The 16,514-nt window shown below is 71.7% G+C and carries 13 protein-coding genes; 7 read left to right on the top strand and 6 right to left on the bottom strand.

What is annotated here, in order from left to right; all coding sequences use genetic code 11:
* Window positions 1-138 precede the first annotated feature (138 nt).
* The gene (locus ACGFNN_RS05965) at window positions 139-1,842 is read right to left on the bottom strand and encodes an IclR family transcriptional regulator C-terminal domain-containing protein (protein ID WP_393553376.1); all 1,704 of its coding nucleotides are present in this window, start codon (window positions 1,840-1,842) and stop codon (window positions 139-141) included.
* A 222-nt stretch (window positions 1,843-2,064) separates the two neighbouring features.
* Between ACGFNN_RS05965 and ACGFNN_RS05960 the strand changes: the two genes are divergently transcribed.
* The 5 genes from ACGFNN_RS05960 (at window position 2,065) to ACGFNN_RS05940 (ending at window position 8,234) form a co-directional block, all read left to right on the top strand.
* On the top strand, window positions 2,065-2,835 hold the full coding sequence (locus ACGFNN_RS05960) for a CoA transferase subunit A (protein ID WP_393553374.1): 771 nt from the start codon (window positions 2,065-2,067) through the stop codon (window positions 2,833-2,835).
* Window positions 2,835-3,482 carry a CoA transferase subunit B gene (locus ACGFNN_RS05955; RefSeq protein WP_362672155.1) on the top strand — a complete coding sequence of 216 codons (648 nt, stop codon included), beginning with the start codon at window positions 2,835-2,837 and terminating at the stop codon, window positions 3,480-3,482. The genes ACGFNN_RS05960 and ACGFNN_RS05955 overlap by 1 nt, the downstream gene beginning before the upstream one ends.
* On the top strand, window positions 3,479-4,693 hold the full coding sequence (locus ACGFNN_RS05950; protein WP_393553372.1) for a thiolase family protein: 1,215 nt from the start codon (window positions 3,479-3,481) through the stop codon (window positions 4,691-4,693). Before ACGFNN_RS05955 ends, ACGFNN_RS05950 begins: the two co-directional genes overlap by 4 nt.
* A 465-nt stretch (window positions 4,694-5,158) precedes the next feature.
* Window positions 5,159-6,982: a SpoIIE family protein phosphatase gene (locus tag ACGFNN_RS05945; protein WP_393553371.1), complete on the top strand. Its 1,824-nt coding sequence runs from the start codon at window positions 5,159-5,161 to the stop codon at window positions 6,980-6,982.
* 148 nt (window positions 6,983-7,130) lie between these two features.
* The gene (locus ACGFNN_RS05940; RefSeq protein ID WP_393553369.1) at window positions 7,131-8,234 is read left to right on the top strand and encodes a serine hydrolase domain-containing protein; all 1,104 of its coding nucleotides are present in this window, start codon (window positions 7,131-7,133) and stop codon (window positions 8,232-8,234) included.
* 79 nt (window positions 8,235-8,313) lie between these two features.
* On the opposite strand, the gene ACGFNN_RS05935 is transcribed toward ACGFNN_RS05940, so the two are convergent.
* Genes ACGFNN_RS05935 through ACGFNN_RS05925 form a run of 3 tightly spaced genes read right to left on the bottom strand, consistent with a single transcriptional unit; the run spans window position 8,314 to window position 11,626 of the window.
* On the bottom strand, window positions 8,314-9,216 hold the full coding sequence (locus ACGFNN_RS05935; protein WP_362550989.1) for a polysaccharide deacetylase: 903 nt from the start codon (window positions 9,214-9,216) through the stop codon (window positions 8,314-8,316).
* 14 nt (window positions 9,217-9,230) lie between these two features.
* Complete coding sequence (locus ACGFNN_RS05930) at window positions 9,231-10,385, bottom strand: GAF domain-containing protein (RefSeq protein WP_393553367.1); 1,155 nt, start codon at window positions 10,383-10,385, stop codon at window positions 9,231-9,233.
* A complete protein-coding gene (locus tag ACGFNN_RS05925; protein ID WP_393553365.1) occupies window positions 10,382-11,626 on the bottom strand; it encodes an MFS transporter in 1,245 nt (414 codons plus the stop codon). Before ACGFNN_RS05925 ends, ACGFNN_RS05930 begins: the two co-directional genes overlap by 4 nt.
* A 234-nt stretch (window positions 11,627-11,860) precedes the next feature.
* Here ACGFNN_RS05925 and ACGFNN_RS05920 point away from each other — a divergent pair, with 234 nt between their 5' ends.
* Complete coding sequence (locus ACGFNN_RS05920; RefSeq protein ID WP_393553363.1) at window positions 11,861-12,547, top strand: GntR family transcriptional regulator; 687 nt, start codon at window positions 11,861-11,863, stop codon at window positions 12,545-12,547.
* Between the two features lie 8 nt (window positions 12,548-12,555).
* Here ACGFNN_RS05920 and ACGFNN_RS05915 read toward each other — a convergent pair whose 3' ends face one another.
* Both ACGFNN_RS05915 and ACGFNN_RS05910 read right to left on the bottom strand, forming a co-directional pair.
* Window positions 12,556-13,998, bottom strand: coding sequence for an amidase (locus tag ACGFNN_RS05915; RefSeq protein WP_393553361.1), 1,443 nt, complete (start codon window positions 13,996-13,998; stop codon window positions 12,556-12,558).
* Between the two features lie 30 nt (window positions 13,999-14,028).
* The gene (locus ACGFNN_RS05910) at window positions 14,029-15,351 is read right to left on the bottom strand and encodes a purine-cytosine permease family protein (protein WP_393553359.1); all 1,323 of its coding nucleotides are present in this window, start codon (window positions 15,349-15,351) and stop codon (window positions 14,029-14,031) included.
* Window positions 15,352-15,609: 258 nt separating this feature from the next.
* On the opposite strand from ACGFNN_RS05910, the gene ACGFNN_RS05905 reads away from it, so the two are divergent.
* Entirely contained in the window at window positions 15,610-16,512 is a 903-nt protein-coding gene (locus ACGFNN_RS05905; protein WP_393553357.1) for a DUF3626 domain-containing protein, read from the top strand.
* Window positions 16,513-16,514: the final 2 nt, after the last annotated feature.

Genomic DNA, 16,514 nt, shown 5'->3' with positions numbered 1-16,514 from the left:
GGAGGCGAAGCCGAGGCACCGGACGGAGGTGTCCGACGATTGGCGGCGGTGGCGCGCTGCCCTCGTCGAGCGCTCGCCTACCCCGTGTGCGCCCTTTATGCCTCCGTGCAGGGACAGGCGCGAAGGCCGCCGGCCGGGTCAGACAACGGCCACCTGTCCGAAGCGGGCCGCGGTGTGCAGGTCCACCTCGATGGCGTCGGCTGTGGACCGCAGCCCCGGCAGCACCTCGTCGAGGCACTCGTCGATCGTCCGGCTGCTGCTGTGCATCGCGACGTTGACGGCCGCTACGGCAGCGCCGGAGCGGTCACGTACGGGGACGGCGATCGAACGGAGCCCTGCCTCCAGTTCCTCGTCGACCAGGGCGTATCCCTCCCTCCGCACCCCGTCCAGGACCGTCTCGAGTGCGGCACGGCGGGTGAGGGTGTGGGGGGCGAGCGGACGCAGATCCGCGTGGGCCAGCAGCGGGTCGAGCTCGGCGGCCGGCAGGCCGGCCAGCAGCACACGGCCGAGGGAGGTGGCGTAGGCGGGGAAGCGGGTGCCCACGGTGATGTCGACGGTCATGATGCGGTGGGTCGCCGCCCGCGCCACGTACTGCACGGCGTCGTCGACCAGGACGGCGAGAGAGGCGGAGTCGCGGATCCGCCCGGCCAGGCCGGCAAGGTGCGGCTGGGCGATCCGCGACAGGGTGGTGCGCGACAGCGGCGCGTAGCCGAGCTCCAGGACGCGCGGTGCGAGCCTGTGGTGACGTCCGTCGACCGTGACGTGGCCGAGGTGTTCGAGGGTGATCAGCGCACGGCGCGCCGACGCCCTGGAGAGGCCGGTGGCGCGGGCGATATCGCTGAGGGTCGGATCCTGGCCGGTGTCCGCGAAGGCGGCGATGACGGTCAGTCCCCGGGCGAGCGATTCGATGAACTCCCGGCCCAGCTCCTGTTTGGAGGCGGCGGTCCACGAGGCGAGGGCGGCCCCGCCCGGCCCGGCTCCCCCGGACGGCGAGGGGGCGGCACCGGTGGGCGCGGCGCCGGCGGGGGCCGCTGCCCGGAGGTGGCGCTCCATCTCCGCGGCAGCGTCGCGCAGTCGGGGCAGAACACCGCCCCGGAGGCCTTCGGCGGTGTGGCGGCTGGTGTGGCTGACTGCGCTGAGCACGCAGGCGATGCCTCCGGCGGCATCCCGCACCGGCACGGCGAGGGCGATGAGCCCGGGCTCGATCAGCTGGTCGTCGAGGGCCCAGCCGTCGGCCCGTGCCGATGCCACCCGCTCCTCGAAGAAGCGGTCAGGCTGACGCGGGCGCGGCGGCAGGGACGGGAAGCCCGCCTCTTCGGGGTCACGGGCCCGGCGCTCCCGCCAGGCATGCCACTCCCCGGGTTCCCAGACGGTGGCGAACAGCGCTCCTGGCGCCGTGCGTTCGACCGGAAGCAGGTCACCGATGCGGAAGCGCAGGGACATAGCCCTGCGACGGGTGGCCTGGTGCACGAAGCGGATGCCGTCACCGTCGGGTACCGCGAGGGACACCGATTCGTCGAGTTCGTCCGCGAGGGCGTCCACCGCATCACCCAGGAGCGCCGGGAAACGCGTCGAGGAGAGATACGCGTTGCCCAGCTCCATCAGCCGGGGTGTGAGGGTGACGGTCCTGCCCGCGAGGCGCACGTATCCCGTGCGGGCGAGCGTCAGGACGATCCGGTCGACGGTGGAGCGGGCCAGACCCGTGGCGCGCTCCAGCTCACCGAGGTCGAGGGAGCCGTCCGCTTCGCTCAGCCGGCGCAGGACGGCGATGCCCCGGATGAGCGGGGTGACCGACTCGGGGGGCGCCTGCGGGTCGCCAGGGGCGGTGCTGGGCGGTGTCATCTGCTCTCCGTCGGGTGGTTCCGTGCCGGATCGGCACGGTACATCGGTCGGTTGCGCACCGGGCCGCCACGGTACGGCGGGGCCCCGGCGTACCGCCGAAGCCGCCGGAGGGTGGGCCACGGGCGGCCGGACCGTTGACAGTCCTCCGGTCCGGGCGGCAGACTCCCTCCCATCATAGTGAAGGAAACTTCACTATGCGAACACTATGAGATGGGCGGTCCCATGGACAAGGTGGTCGCGTCGGCGGCGCTGGCCGTGGCCGACGTGCGGGACGGCGCGTCGGTGGCAGTGGGGGGCTTCGGCCTCAGCGGTGTACCGAACGTGTTGATCGACGCCCTGTACGCGAGCGGCGTCAGCGGGCTGAGCGTGGTGTCCAACAACTGCGGTGCGATGGACACCGGACTCGCGGTGCTGCTCACCGCCGGCCGGATCAGCCGGGTCACCGGTTCGTACATCGGCGGGAACAAGGAGTTCGCCCGGCAGTACCTGGGCGGTGAACTGGAGCTTGAACTGATCCCGCAGGGCACCCTGGCCGAACGGCTGCGGGCCGGAGGGGCGGGGATACCGGCGTTCTTCACGCCCGCCGGGGTGGGCACCCAGGTCGCGGACGGCGGACTCCCCTGGCGTTACGACGGCGAGGGTGCGGTGGCGGTGGCGTCCCCCGCCAAGGAGGTACGCGAGTTCGACGGCACCGAATACGTCCTGGAGCGCAGCATCCGCACGGACTTCGCCCTGGTGCGGGCGGCCAGGGGCGACCGGCACGGCAACCTCGTCTTCAACAAGTCCGCGCGCAACTTCAACCCGCTCGCCGCCATGGCCGGGCGCGTCACCGTCGCGGAGGTCGAGGAACTGGTCGAGCCCGGTGAGATCGACCCGGACCATGTGCACCTGCCGGGCATCTTCGTGCAGCGGGTGGTCGCGCTGACTCCGGAGCAGGCCGTGGACAAGAAGATCGAGAAGCGGACGGTCAGCGAGCGGGGAGAACGCAACTGATGGCCTGGAACAGGAACGAGATGGCTGCCAGGGCGGCGGCGGAACTACGGGACGGCGAGTACGTCAATCTGGGCATCGGCCTGCCCACGCTCATCCCCAACCACCTGCCCGACGGTGTCCACGTCGTGCTGGAGTCCGAGAACGGAATCCTCGGCACCGGCGCCTTCCCCTACGACGAGGACGTCGACCCCGATCTCATCAACGCGGGCAAGGAGACGGTGACGGTCCGCCCCGGCGCCTCCTTCTTCGACTCGGCGCTCTCCTTCGGGATGATCCGCGGCGGCCACATCGACGCCGCCGTGCTGGGGGCCATGGAGGTCTCCGCACGCGGTGACCTCGCCAACTGGGCGGTGCCCGGCAGGATGGTGACCGGAATCGGCGGAGCCATGGACCTCGTCCACGGCGCACGGCGTGTCATCGTGACCATGACGCACACCGCCAAGGACGGCAGCCCGAAGATCGTCGAGGAGTGCACCCTGCCGCTGACGGGCAAGGCCTGCGTCCAGCGCGTCATCACCGACCTCGCGGTGCTCGACGTGACCGCGGACGGCCTGGTGCTCGTGGAGACCGCCCCCGGGGTGAGCACCGCCGAGGTGCTGGAGAGGACCGCCGCCCCGGTCCGTACGACCGGAAGGACCGCCTCGTGAGTCTCCGAACCCGCGACGTGTACGTCGTGGACGCCGTCCGCACCCCGATCGGCCGGTACAACGGGGCGCTCGCGGGAGTCCGCCCCGACGATCTGGCCGCGCACGCCATCCGCGCACTGCTCGGCCGCACCCCGGATCTCGACCCCTCGCGCATCGGTGACGTCGTGCTCGGCAACGCCAACGGCGCGGGCGAGGAGAACCGCAACGTCGGCCGGATGGCCGCGCTCCTGGCCGGTCTGCCGGTCTCGGTCCCGGGAGTCACCGTCAACCGGCTCTGCGCCTCGGGCCTCGAAGCCGTCGTGCACGCGGCGCGCTCGGTGGCACTGGGGGACCACTCGCTGGTCGTGGCCGGCGGTGTCGAGTCCATGACCCGCGCCCCCTACGTGCTCCCCAAGAGCGACCGCGCCTTTCCCGCCGGGCACACCGAGATGTACTCGACCACGCTGGGCTGGCGCATGGTCAACCCGCGGATGGATCCGCAGTGGACGGTGCCGCTCGGCGAGAGCGCGGAGCTGATCGCGGAGAAGCACTCGATCAGCAGGGAGCGGCAGGACGAGTTCGCGCTCTCCTCCCACCGGAAGGCGTCGGCGGCCCGTGCCGCCGGGCTGTTCGACGGGGAGATCGTGCCGCTGACGCTCCCCCGGCGCAAGGGTGACCCGGTCGTGGTGGACCGGGACGAGTGCGTCAGGGAGGACGCGTCGCTCGAAGCGATGTCCGGGCTGCGCCCCTCCTTCCGGACGGAGGGCGGTACGGTCACCGCGGGCAACTCCTCCCCGCTCAACGACGGCGCGGCCGCCCTGCTGCTGGCCGACGAGGAGGGCTTGCGGGCCACCGGCCGCGAGCCGCTGGCCAGGATCACCGCCTCCGCCGTCGCGGCCAACGAACCGCACTACTTCGGGCTGGCTCCCGTCGAGGCCGTGAACAGGGCACTCGACCGGGCCGGACGGTCGTTCGCGGACCTCGCGACCCTCGAACTCAACGAGGCCTTCGCCGCCCAGGTGCTGGGCTGCCTGGCCGAATGGCCGGGACTCGACCCGTCCGTGCTCAATCCGCGCGGCGGGGCGATCGCGATCGGCCACCCCCTCGGAGCGTCGGGGGCCCGGCTTGCGGGTTCCGTCGCGCATCAGCTCAGGGCCGCCGGCTCCGGGGTGGGTGTGGCGACCCTGTGCATCGGTGTGGGCCAGGGGTCGGCGCTGGTGCTCGAGAGGTAGCGCGCGGGAGAGCCTTCCGGGCCTGCGGGCCCCCGTCCGTCGAGACGGACTGCCGCGCTTTCTCACTGCTCCCGTCCGCCGAGGCCGTCCGGGCGGGCTCGGACTCCGCATCCGCCGGAGCTGCCCGACACCTCGGCGGACGGACCGGCGACGGTGCGGGCCCCGGTGGGAAGGGGCGCGTCCGCCGAATGCCCCGGCCGGCGGACCGCGGGCCTCTCCCGAGCGGCGGATCGGGTGCGCCGGGTGAATGATGAGCTGATGACGTGGCGCCGTGGGTGCCCTCCGGCGGTCCCGTCGGGACGCACAGCCGCGGCTCCGACCACGAGGCGGAAGGCATGAGCACATGATCTGCCGGACCGCTGCTCCGGCGGCGGAGCGGATCCCCCCGCGCGTCTCCCTGCGCGGCGCGGGACGCGCGAGCGGGGTCGGCCCGGGCCGACGCAGGGGGCGGACGGGAGCCGGTCCATGAGGTCGCAGGACGGGCTGCTCGAGGTCGGCTTCATGCGCACGGTCTTCGACAGCTTGGGGGCTGGGGTGTTCGTCACGGACATGACCGGCCGGCTCACCGCGTGCAATCCACGCGCGGCGCAACTCCTGGGCAGGACACGGGACAGGATGCTGGGGCACGACCTCCACGACCTGCTGCACCGGCGACGCGACGGCGGGAGGATCCCGCGGAGCGAGTGCGGTCTTCTGGCCGTGCTGGAGAACGGCCGCGCGGCCGAGGGGACGGAGGAACTCTTCCTCCGCGGCGACGGCAGCCTGGTCCCCGTCATCTGGGCGGCCACTCCCCTGCGCCACGAGGGGCATCCGGAAGGCATGGTGATCGTCTTCCACGATTTCAGCCTGCACCGGAACGCCGCCGAGCAGACGGCCGCCTACCTCGCCGCGCTGGAGGGCCTCACCGCCCGGCTGACGATGGTCGCGGAGGTCTCCTCGGTCCTCATCTCGCCCTCGGACACTCCCGAGACACTCACAAAGCTGGCCGCACTCCTCGTACCCGACATGGGCGACTGGGCGGCGATCGACCTGCGTTCACCGGAGAACACCAGCTCGATGCGTCGCGTGGCCGTACGTTCCGCCGACGACCAGGAGACGGCGGACTCGCTCACGGGCCCGCTGCCGTCGCTGCCCGAATCCACCCGCTCCGCGGCGATCCAGGCACTGCGGACCGCGGAACACGTGGTCCTGGACTCGGACGCCCTCGCGGAGCGCCCTGACAGCCCTCTCGCCAGGGCACACCGCGAACTGTTCGACCGTCTGGGGGGCGTCTGCGCGGTCGTGGTGCCCCTGCACACCCGACGGCAGGTCCTCGGCGCACTGACCGTGGCCCGCGTCGCGCCGGGATCCTCCTACACGGAGGCGGAGATCTTCGTGCTCGCGGACATCGGACGCCGCGCCGGCCTGGTCATGGAGGCGGCGGAGCTTTTCGAGCAGCAACGCCACGTGGCCGAGACGATGCAGCGCCAGCTCCTCACCCCGCTGCCGCAGGTCGACCACCTGACGTTGGCTGCCCGCTACCGTCCTGCCGAGAGCGCAGCCGAGGTGGGCGGGGACTGGTACGACTCGTTCCTGCTGAGCGACGGGGCCCTGACGATGGTCATCGGCGATGTCGTCGGCCACGACCTCAGAGCGGCCGCCCACATGGCCGAGGTGCGCAACATGCTGCGCGCTCTGGCGTGGGACCGGACGGAGCCCCCCAGTCTGATCATGCGCCGGCTGGACGAGGCGATGACCCATACCAGTGACGCCCCGATGGCCACGTGCGTCTTCGCGCGCATCGAGGGACCGGAGGGTGGCCCCTGGCAGCTCCAGTGGGTCAACGCCGGGCATCCGCCGCCCCTTCTCGTCACCGCGGACGGGGAGGCCAGGTTCCTCGACGCCGGGCACGGGCCGCTCCTCGGCCTCAGTTCGGCACTGCACCTGGGGCTGGGTTGGCCCGACGCCCGAGCGGATCTCCCGCCACGGTCCACGCTTCTGCTCTACACCGACGGACTGGTCGAGAGCCGCACCCGTGACCTGGAGGCCGGGCTGGACGCACTGCGCCGGCACGCCTCGGCCCTGGCCGGCCGCGATGTCGAGGACTTCCTCGACGAACTCCTGGAACGTATCGACCCGAGCGGCGACGACGTCGCCATGCTCGTCCTCCGCATCCCCGAGGCAGGTGCCGGTTCCGGTGACGGGCAGGCGCCCGCCCGGCACGCGCACAGTCCGGCGGCCCCCGGCCGCGGAGCACCGGGCTCGCGCGTCGAGGACACCCCTGTCAGGGATACCTCCGAACCGTCCTGACGCACACGACGGGCGGTCGGGCAAGGGGGCTGGACGCACCTTCGATTCGGGACGGAGCCTCACCGACTCCGGCCCGCGGCCCTGGCAGGGTCGTCGTGAGCACCGGGTCCACACGTCGGATCCGGCGCAACGACCCAGGGGGAAGTCCATGCGCAGCAGGAGCGTCACAGTCGCAGCACTGTTCACCGTCCTGGCGGCCGGGGCACTCGCACCAGCGGCCGAGGCCCGCCCGAAGGATCCGGTGCGACGGCAGCTGGATCTGCTCGTGCACCGGGACGGTGTGCCGGGTGCCCTCGCGTACGACGGGGTGGTGACGCGCACCGCGGGAGCGGGGGATGCGGTCTCCGGCACCCGTATGCCGGATGAACGGGGCCGGTTCCGGCTCGCCAGCAACACCAAGGCGTTCACCGCGACGGCGGTCATGCGCCTGGTGGCCGACGGCCGCATCCAACTCGACGACCGGGCGGGGCAGTACGTACCCCAGCTCGCCGGACACGCGGTCACCGTGCGGCAGTTGCTCAAACAGACCGCTGGCCTGGCCGAGTACACGGCGCTGGTCGACTGGTCGCGCGCCGGGACTCCGGAGCAGTACCTGGCACTCGCGCTCGCCGCCGGGCCCGACTTCGAGCCCGGTACCGGCTGGGGCTACTCCAACACCAACTACCTGGTGCTCGGCATGGTCGTCGACAAGGTGTCGGGAGTCGGCTTCCGCAGCTACGTCGAACGCACGGTCCTGCGTCCGCTGCACCTGGACGACACCTACTGGCCCGAGCCCGGCGAACTGACGCTGCGCGGGCCGCACGCACGGAACTACGGCGTGAACCCGGCGTTCCCCGAGGCCGGTGTCGTGGACGTGACGGAGCTCCCCGGGTACGAGTTCGGAGCGTCCGGCGGGCTCGTCTCGACTCCCGCGGATCTCAACACGTTCTGGAACGGCTTGTTCGGCGGCCGTCTCCTGCCCCTCTGGGCAACTGAGCTGATGACGCGGGACACCACGGCCGTCGGCGGCCGGGACGTCTATCCGGCGGGCAGCCGCTACGGCTACGGTGTCGCGTCGATCCCCCTCAGCTGTGGCGGTGCCTACTGGGGCCACGGCGGCGACCTGCCGGGCAGTTCGGTGGGCGGCGGCCGGGCGACCGGCGGGCGGGGAACGGTGACCGTATACACCACGGCGTGGGCCGGGGAGGGCAGGAGACTGAGCCGTCTGCAGGGAGCGGTGGACGCCATGTTGTGTGCGGAGCGCCGCGGGTGACCGCACGGCGCGCGGGGGCCGCGAACCGCCGCGCGCCCGGACGCCGCGAACCGCCGGTCGCGGCGCCCGCGCCGCCGGGTCAGCGCATGTCGGCCGGTCGTTCGCGCCCGTCGAAGGGGAACCGTCGGCGGAAGTCGTCCGCCGCGTCCTCCAGGGTGCAGAAGGACACGCCCTCGAAGCCCGACACATAGGCGATGAACCGCTCCAGCATGAGCAGCACCTGGGGCCGGCCCGACACGTCCGGGTGGAGCGTGACCGGCACGACCGCGTAGTCCAGCTCCCGGTGCACCCAGTCGAACTGGTCCTTCCAGTCCTGCTCCAGCGCGCGGGGTGACACGTAGCCGTGACTGTTGTGGGAGTGCTTGTTGAACATCATCGGCGGAAGGTCGTCGACGTACCAGTTGCCGCAGAACTCGACGAGGTCGACCTCGTGACCGTGGACGAGCGGCTTCATCCAGTCCTTGGCCTCCCGGGAGTAGTCGATCTTCGTCCAGGAGTCGCCGACGCGGGCGTAGAAGGGGGTGAAGTCCCGGTAGTTCTGGGAGTGGTCGTAGGAGAAGCCGTACTTGTGGAGCAGCCCGGCGGTGGACTCGGACATCTCCCACCAGGGGGCGACGTACCCCTTCGGCTTCCGCCCGGTGAACTCCTCGATCAGTTCGACCGACCTGGCCAGTACGTCCTCCTCCTGCTGCGGGGACATGGCGACGGGGTTCTCGTGGGAGTAGCCGTGCGCGCCGACCTCGTGTCCGGCCTCGACGATCATTCGGGTCTGCTCGGGGAAGGTCTCGATCGAGTGACCGGGGATGAACCAGGACGTCCTGATGCCGTGGCGCTCGAACAGTTTCAGCAGGCGCGGGGTACCGATCTCGCCCGCGAAGACACCGCGCTGGATGTCGTTCGGGGAGTCCTCCCCGCCGTACGAGCCGAGCCACCCGGCGACGGCGTCCACGTCCACGCCGAGAGCGATCTTGATGTCCTTCATGCGGAGCTCCTTGTTCAGAGGGCGGTGCGGATGCGGGTGACGGCGGCGGCGAGGGCCGCGGTGTCGGTGTCCGTCCAGTCCCGCTCCCGGAGGCTGTGGACGGAGATCCAGCCGGTCATGGCTCCACCGGTCTCCACGGGGGCGAGCATCTGGGCGCGGACCCCGTAGACGTCGACGAGCGCCTCGGGCGGGTGGGGTTCGGCCTCGAAGTGGGGCTGGATCAGGGGCGTGCGGTGGGCTTCGAGCCACTCGACGGTGTTGAGGCGGCGCTGGTCGAGGGAGGCGTCACGGCGGATCGCACGTACCCCGGGGCGCAGCGCCTCCCCCGCCGTGATGTCGACGTGCAGTGCGTGTTCGGGCAGGTCGACGCGGAAGGTGGTGCGGTCCGCGCCGGTGGCGGCCAGGAGCCCGGTGAGGGTCTCCCCGATCCGGGCACGCAGGCTGCCGGAGCGCATGAGGTCGCCGCGGCCGGGAAGCGCGGGGGCCACGCCGGCGAGGTCCAGGGCCTTCCACAGGGTGGCGGTGACCGAGTCGAAGACCGGGAGCCCCAACTTCTGTTCGAGCGGGGCGGCCTGCTGGGCGCCGTGGACATTGGTGCAGACGACGGCGACGGCGTGTACGGCGTTCCGCGCGGCCCGTTCGATCTGCGCCGAGACATCGGCCGCCGGGATGCGGGCGAATGCCTCGTTGTCGTCCACGCCGAAGGGCTCGGCGAGGTCGCATTCGATGCCCTCGTCCGCGTAGGTCTTCACGATCCGCTCGCAGACGTCCGGTGTGTACGGCAGTGCGAGTCCGAGCCGGGTGACGCCGTACGCGGCGCACGCGTCGAGCAGGGCAAGGGTGGACGTGGTGGCGGGGATACCGGTGGCCTCGGTGATCGCCCGGGTGAGGGCACGGTCGCGGTCAGGCCCGAGCCAGGAGCCGGAGGTTCCGTTCCAGGCGATGACGTCCACCTCGGCGTCGGCGAGCTGCCGGGCGGCCTCCAGCATCGGGCCGAAGGCGAACTGCGCGTCGCTGTCGCCGTCGAGCGCGATCCTGGTGACCGGCACACGGGCGAAGTGCGCGGTCGCGGCGGAGGCGCCTTGCAGCAGGGCGTAGGTCTCCGGCTCCAGGCAGGTGTTGGACGACGGGGTCAGCATGCCGAGCCGCGGGGGTGTGTGGCTGCTCATCGGACTGCGAGCCTCCTGGAGTAGTCGATGACGAGGGACGAGAGGGTGAAGAGGGCTCCGGCGCCCACGAAGTAGAGGAGCGCCCAGGTGTAGGAGCCCGTGGCGCCGACGATGAAGCCGACGGCTATCGGCGTGACGATGCCTGCGATGTTGCCGGAGAGGTTCATGGCCGCTCCGACGACGCCGGCGTTGGCACGGCCGCCCAGGATCGAGGGCAGCGACCAGTACAGGCCGGCCCAGCGCAGGAAGAACAGGACGACGGCGAGCAGGGTCACCGCGGTGATGGCGTCGGGGACGAGGACGACGCCGAGGAGCCCGCCGACGACGGCCGCGCCCGCGATGCCCATCAGCGTGCGCATCACCCGGTTGGCTCCGGCACCGGCGGCCTGCCAGCGGTCGGAGAGCCAGCCGCCGATGAGTTCGCCGACGAACCCGGCGCCGAAGATGACCAGGGTCGACCAGCCGATGGACTTGATGTCGAAGCCCTTGGTCTCCGAGAGGTAGAGCGGGCCCCAGGTGAGGATGCCGTAGAAGACGCCGTTGAAGCCCATCCATCCCAGGCACATGCCCCAGAAGGAGCGGTACCTCAGGTAGTCGGTCAGCCGTCCCCGCCCGTCGGTCCCGGCGGCCCTCGCGTCCTCGGCGGCGTGCGCGTCCTCGATGTACGCGGCCTCCGCCGCGTTCACCCCGCGATGGGCGCGCGGGGTGTCACGGAGGAACCACAGGGCGAAGAGGCCGATGCCCACGGTCAGGGCGCCCGCGATGACGAAGCTGAAGCGCCAGCTCCCGGTCCATCCGATCAGGCCGGAGATCGCGATCCCGCCGATCGCGGAGCCGAGGGGTGCCCCGCCGTCCATGAGAACGGCTCCGCGGCCTCGTTCCTCCGCCGGCAGCCACTGCGCGTTGAGCTTGCCGCCCGCCGGCATGACGGGTGCCTCGACGGCGCCGAGGAGCAGGCGGAAGCCGAGAAGGGAACCGACCCCGGTGGCAGCACCGGTCAGCGCCGTGGCGAATCCCCAGCCGACGCAGGCGCCGCCGGCCATGAAACGGGGGCCGTAGCGGTCGATGAGCCGGCCGGCGGGGATCTGCATGAGGGCGTACGTCCAGAAGAAGGCGCTGAGGACGAAGCCTGTGACCTCCTTGGAGAGATGGAGGTCCTCGGTGATGAGCGGCAACGCCACGGACACCGACCCGCGGTCGATGTAGTTGAGCGACACGACGGCGAGCAGGAGGACGAACACCTTCCACCGTGTGCGGGTGGGCCGTGTCCCCTCGGACGCCCCCGGGGAGTCCGTAGGTCTGGCGTCCGTCGTGATGGCTGGGCGAGTCGGCGGCATGGCGAACCCTCAATCTGCGAAATTCGGGTACGTGCTGACGTGCAACTTTGTCGCTATGGCATACCAAACAATGAAGGGCACGCACCGCCGCCGTCAAGCGTTTGGTATACCGTGATGACTTCTTTGCAGGGAGAACACATGGCACAGGAACAGCCCTCGGCGGCGAACCCCGGCGGGACGGTGTGGCTGCGGGACCAGGTCTGTGAGGGGATCCGGGACCAGATCATCACCGGGCGGCTGAGGCCGGGCGACCGCCTCGTCGAGCGGGACGTGGCAGAGGAGTTCGGTGTCTCCCGGATCCCGGCCCGTGAGGCGATCCGGATCCTGATGGGTGAGGGGCTCCTCGAAGCGCTCTCACCGCGCCGCATCGTGGTCAAGCAGCTCTCACGGCGAGACGTCCTGAACCTGTTCGACCTACGCGAGGCGCTGGAGGTGCTCGCCGCGCGGCGCGCCGCGGAGCGCGCGGACGAGGCCCAGCTGAGGCAGTTGGGAAAGTTGCTGGAGAGCGCCCGCAAGGCGACGGACTCCGGTCGCCCCGAGCGTGTCTCCCACGCCAACACGGCTTTCCACCATTACATCGTGGAGATCGCCGGCAACGAGCTGCTCGCCAAGGCGCTGGAACCCCTGGAGGGGCGCCTGCGCTGGCTGTTCCACCAGATCGACGACCCCGCCTCGGTGTGGGAGGAGCACCGCCGCCTCCACGACACGGTCGTGGCGGCCGACGCCGATGCGGCGGCCGCCTGCGCGCTGAGCCATGTGCGCCACTACCGCGAGGTGGCGCTGCGCCTGCTGTTCGACGGTCCCGACGGGTCGGCCGCCCCCTGATCCAGGGGTTACGCGGGCCACCTGTGGGCCCAGGGCGCCGCCCGCTCGAACGCCGCCGCCGCGCGCAGGACCTGGGCGTCGGCGAGGTGACGTCCCACGATCTGCATGCCCACCGGGAGCCCGTCGCGGGTCCAGCCGGCGGGGACGCTCACCGCCGGTGCCCCGGTCAGGTTGGCCGGGAAGGCGAAGCCGGTCCAGGCGGTGTCCGCCACCTCCCGGTCGTCGACGAGTTCCGGCCCCTGGATGCCGACGGCGAACGGCGGCACCGCCGCGGTCGGGGTGACGAAGAGGTCGTAGGCGGACATCAGCCGCGCCGTCCGGTTGACGACGGCCTTGCGGACCATGTTGGCGTCGGTGAACTCCTCCGCCGTCCAGGACCGTCGCATCATGGCCACCAGGTGGGGCGACATCCGTTCGCCGTAGGTGTCGATCAGGCGCCGCATGCCCGTCAGATCGGTCTCCGCCGCGATGAGCGCGGCGAAGGCCTCGGAGGGGTCGTCCCAGCCCGGGTCGACCGCGTCGACATGGCAGCCGAGGTCCTTCTCCAGGACGCCGACCGCGGCGCCCACGACGCGGCGGACCTCGGGATCGACGGCGAGATATCCGAGGTCGGCGCTGTAGGCGATCCGCAGACCGCGCAGATCCGGGTCCCCTGGCCCGTTCGTCCAGTCGACGTCGCCGCACGGGATCGAGTGCCGGTCACGGGGATCGGGCCCCGCCAGGACCGACATCACGAGTCCGGCGTCCGCGACGGTGCGGGTCAGCGGGCCGATGTGTTCGAGGGACTCCCAGCCCGAGACGCCCGGGAGGCGCTCGTCGCGGCAGCCCGGCCACACGGGAACCCTGCCCATGGCCGCCTTGAAGCCGACCAGCCCGCAGTGCGCGGCCGGGACACGCACCGAGCCGCCTCCGTCCGAGCCGAGCGCGACGGGACCGAGCCCGGCCGCGACCGCGGCGGCCGAGCCCGCGCTCGAACCTCCGGGCGTCAGCGCGGTGTTCCAGGGGTTCCGGGTGGCGGGGAAGACCGGATTGTGGCCCACCGCGCTGTAACCGAACTCCGTCGCGTTGGTCTTGCCGAGGACGACCGCTCCGGCGTCCAGGACGCGTTCCACCACGATGTCGTCCTCGTCGGGTACGAAGTCCTCGTAGGCGGGCGAGCCCGACGTGGTGCGGATGCCCCGGGTGGTGATCAGGTCCTTCACCCCCATGGGCACACCCGCGAGCGGACCGACGTCCTCGCCGTGCGCCAGCCGCTCACCGATACGGCGGGCGCGCTCGCGGGCCTGGTCCGGGACGGGCGTGCAGTAGGCGTGCAGAGTGTTGTCGGCGTCCGCCATCCGGTCGAGCACCGCGTCCACGGCCTCCAGGGGGGACAGCTCGGACTTCCGTATACGGACGGCGAGTTCGGTGGCGGACATGCGGCAGATCTCGTCGCGTGCGGCGCGGTCCATGGGGGTGCACTCCTCGATGGGGTGGGCGGGTCAGGCCGTCCGGGCGACGGCGGCGGTGCGCTCGACGGCGAAGTAGACGCCGCAGGCGACGGCCATGCCGGCCACCGCGTCGACCGAACCAGGCAGCAGATAGTGGGCGACGGTCGCGGCGACCGCCCCCGCGGCCCAGGCGACGAGCGCGGACGGCCGGTAGGCCCGGGGTGCCCGGCCCGCGGTGAGCCTGCGCATGACGAGCTGATCCATGATCAGCACGGCGCCGATGGGCGGCACGAAGATGCCCAGCAGGTTCAGCCAGTCCAGGAAGAGGCTCCAGACTCCGGTGAGCGCCGCGACCAGGCCCACGGCGCTCAGGGCGATCGCGAGGGGACGCATCCGGAGGGGAGTGATCGCCGACCAGCCGACCGCTCCGTTGTAGAGGCAGTGGGAGGCGACGGAACCGAGATTGACGAAGACGAACACGACCGCGACCGTGGTCAGCTGGGGGCCGTGGCCGGTGAGCAGTCCGAGGAATCCGCCCCCGTTGACCGCGGGGTCCACCGCTCCCCCGACCGCCACGACGAGCCCGCCGATCAGATAGGCGACGCTGTTCGCGAAGGGGAAGGCGCAGGCGGCCGCGGTGACCGCGGCCCGGCCGTTCCGTGCCCAGCGCGTGAAGTCGGCGGTCATCGTCCCGGAGTCGGAGAAGCCTGCGATGACGATGCTCATGGCCGCTCCGAAGGACAGCGCGTGTCCGGTGCCCTCGTACGACCAGGCATGTCCGAGCGAGGCATCTCCCTCGGTCACCCCGTACCAGAGGGCCACACCGGCCAGCACGACGAACAGCGGGGTGGCGACGAGGCCGATCAGTGAGAGCGCCCGGATCCCGAGGACCGTCAGCACGGTGTAGAACACTCCCCCGGCGAGCGCCCCGAGCAACGGCGCCCACCCGAGGGCCTCCTGAAGGGTGGTCCCGCTGAGACCGATCTGGAAGGAGTACCAGCCGATGACGACCGTGGAGAGGAAGCCGGCTGGAATCCTGCTGCCGAGAGTGCCGAACGTGCGGGCGGCCTGGTGGGAGAAGTTCTCGCCGGTGCGCCCCGCGAGCCAGCTGAGGGCACCGACGTAGGCGAAGAGGACCAGGTTCCCGAGGACGATCGCCGCCGCTCCCCGCGCGAGACCGAGGCTGTGGACGATGACTCCGCCGAACACCGCGTTCCCGAGGTTCATCGGGAAGCCGAACCACACCGCGGACACGGACAGCAGTCCTCGCCGGGCGCCGGCCGGAACCGGCTCGTGCTCGTACTCCTCGCCGAGCGTGCCGCCCTGACCGCGCGTCGCCTCGCGCCGGTCCGTATCCCTGATGGTCGTGGCCACAAGCCCTCCCGGTTCTTGGTATACCGTTACGACGGTTGGACGGTAGGTTCCGGGTGTTTCGGCCGCGGACACGGCTTGTTACGGGCACGGGACACCCGAATCCCCTTCCGCCCGCGGCCGGTTCGCGGCGGGCGGACGCTCGGAGGGGCAGCCCCTCGGAACGGGGCTCGCTCGCACCTCCCTCCTCCCGGCTCCGGATCCCGCTCCCCCGGGGACAATCCAGGTGCCCCGGCTGATCGGAGCAGGGACACTGTGCGGATGAACTCCGCGGACCCCAGGACTCCTCAACAGCACGCCCTCCGGCATGTCACGGAGCTGTCGTCGGGCCCGCCGCTGGACCCGGCCCTGCGGGTGACCCTCAACTTCCACCCGGACCGTCTGCTGCACGGCCGGCCGATCCTGGAGGCCATGGCCGAGGAGGGCGTCTACCGCTCCCAGTTCGTCACGGGGACCAGCAACGGTGGACTGACCGCCTTTCCCGGCGGTGACCGGTGGCGCTGGGAGAGCCGGATGTTCGACGGGGCCTACGACGACGCGCCCGCCCATGAGCGTCCGGTCTACGGCGCGCTGAACTTCCGTCGCAAGCCGGTGGGGGCGGCACCACGCTTCGGCTCCGCGCACTTCCGGCTCACGGCGGAGACGTCCACGCGGACCACGTTCTGCTACCCGGACAGCTTCGTGGAACCGACCGACTTCGGGGTCGCCGGCCGCATGGAGCTGATCGAGCTCGCTCTCGCCGACCGCCAGGACGATCTCGACGACTACGTCGAGGCCCAGGTGCACGGACCGGTCCGCCCTCATCGCGACGCGGAGGCACTGGTCCTGGACCCCTGCTTCCGGGGCACGGCGGTCGAGTCGGCGGCCCTGCGCCTCGGCTGCCCCGTGGAGTGGCACCCCGGATTCAGGCTGGACGTGGAAGAGCTCCGCCACCACCACGCCTACCGGGGCCAGGAGTACGTCGACCTGGCCGGGCGGATCGCCGTGGACCGCGTGCTCGATCCGGGCATCGTCGGAGCGGCCACACGTACGGGCCTCCATGACCCGCAGGCGGTCAAGAAGGTGTGGCACTACCTCGCGCGATTCGGGACGGCCGTGGACGGCCGGGCCGACTTGGACGGTGGCACTAACGGCGCCCCCGTCGCCGGGTGTTCGCCGCCCTGAGC

It is taken from the genome of Streptomyces sp. NPDC048590, from assembly GCF_043199535.1.
Classification (GTDB): Bacteria; Actinomycetota; Actinomycetes; order Streptomycetales; family Streptomycetaceae; genus Streptomyces.
Note: the sequence above shows the minus strand (reverse complement) of the source record. Positions and strands in the feature narration are given on the sequence as shown.

Coding starts and splice junctions, on each gene's coding strand:
- ACGFNN_RS05905 (WP_393553357.1), top strand. CDS start 15,610: ATGAACTCCGCGGACCCCAGGACTCCTCAACAGCACGCCCTCCGGCAT.
- ACGFNN_RS05930 (WP_393553367.1), bottom strand. CDS start 10,385: ATGAGCAGCCACACACCCCCGCGGCTCGGCATGCTGACCCCGTCGTCC.
- ACGFNN_RS05940 (WP_393553369.1), top strand. CDS start 7,131: ATGCGCAGCAGGAGCGTCACAGTCGCAGCACTGTTCACCGTCCTGGCG.
- ACGFNN_RS05965 (WP_393553376.1), bottom strand. CDS start 1,842: ATGACACCGCCCAGCACCGCCCCTGGCGACCCGCAGGCGCCCCCCGAG.
- ACGFNN_RS05915 (WP_393553361.1), bottom strand. CDS start 13,998: ATGGACCGCGCCGCACGCGACGAGATCTGCCGCATGTCCGCCACCGAA.
- ACGFNN_RS05945 (WP_393553371.1), top strand. CDS start 5,159: ATGAGGTCGCAGGACGGGCTGCTCGAGGTCGGCTTCATGCGCACGGTC.
- ACGFNN_RS05960 (WP_393553374.1), top strand. CDS start 2,065: ATGGACAAGGTGGTCGCGTCGGCGGCGCTGGCCGTGGCCGACGTGCGG.
- ACGFNN_RS05935 (WP_362550989.1), bottom strand. CDS start 9,216: ATGAAGGACATCAAGATCGCTCTCGGCGTGGACGTGGACGCCGTCGCC.
- ACGFNN_RS05920 (WP_393553363.1), top strand. CDS start 11,861: ATGGCACAGGAACAGCCCTCGGCGGCGAACCCCGGCGGGACGGTGTGG.
- ACGFNN_RS05955 (WP_362672155.1), top strand. CDS start 2,835: ATGGCCTGGAACAGGAACGAGATGGCTGCCAGGGCGGCGGCGGAACTA.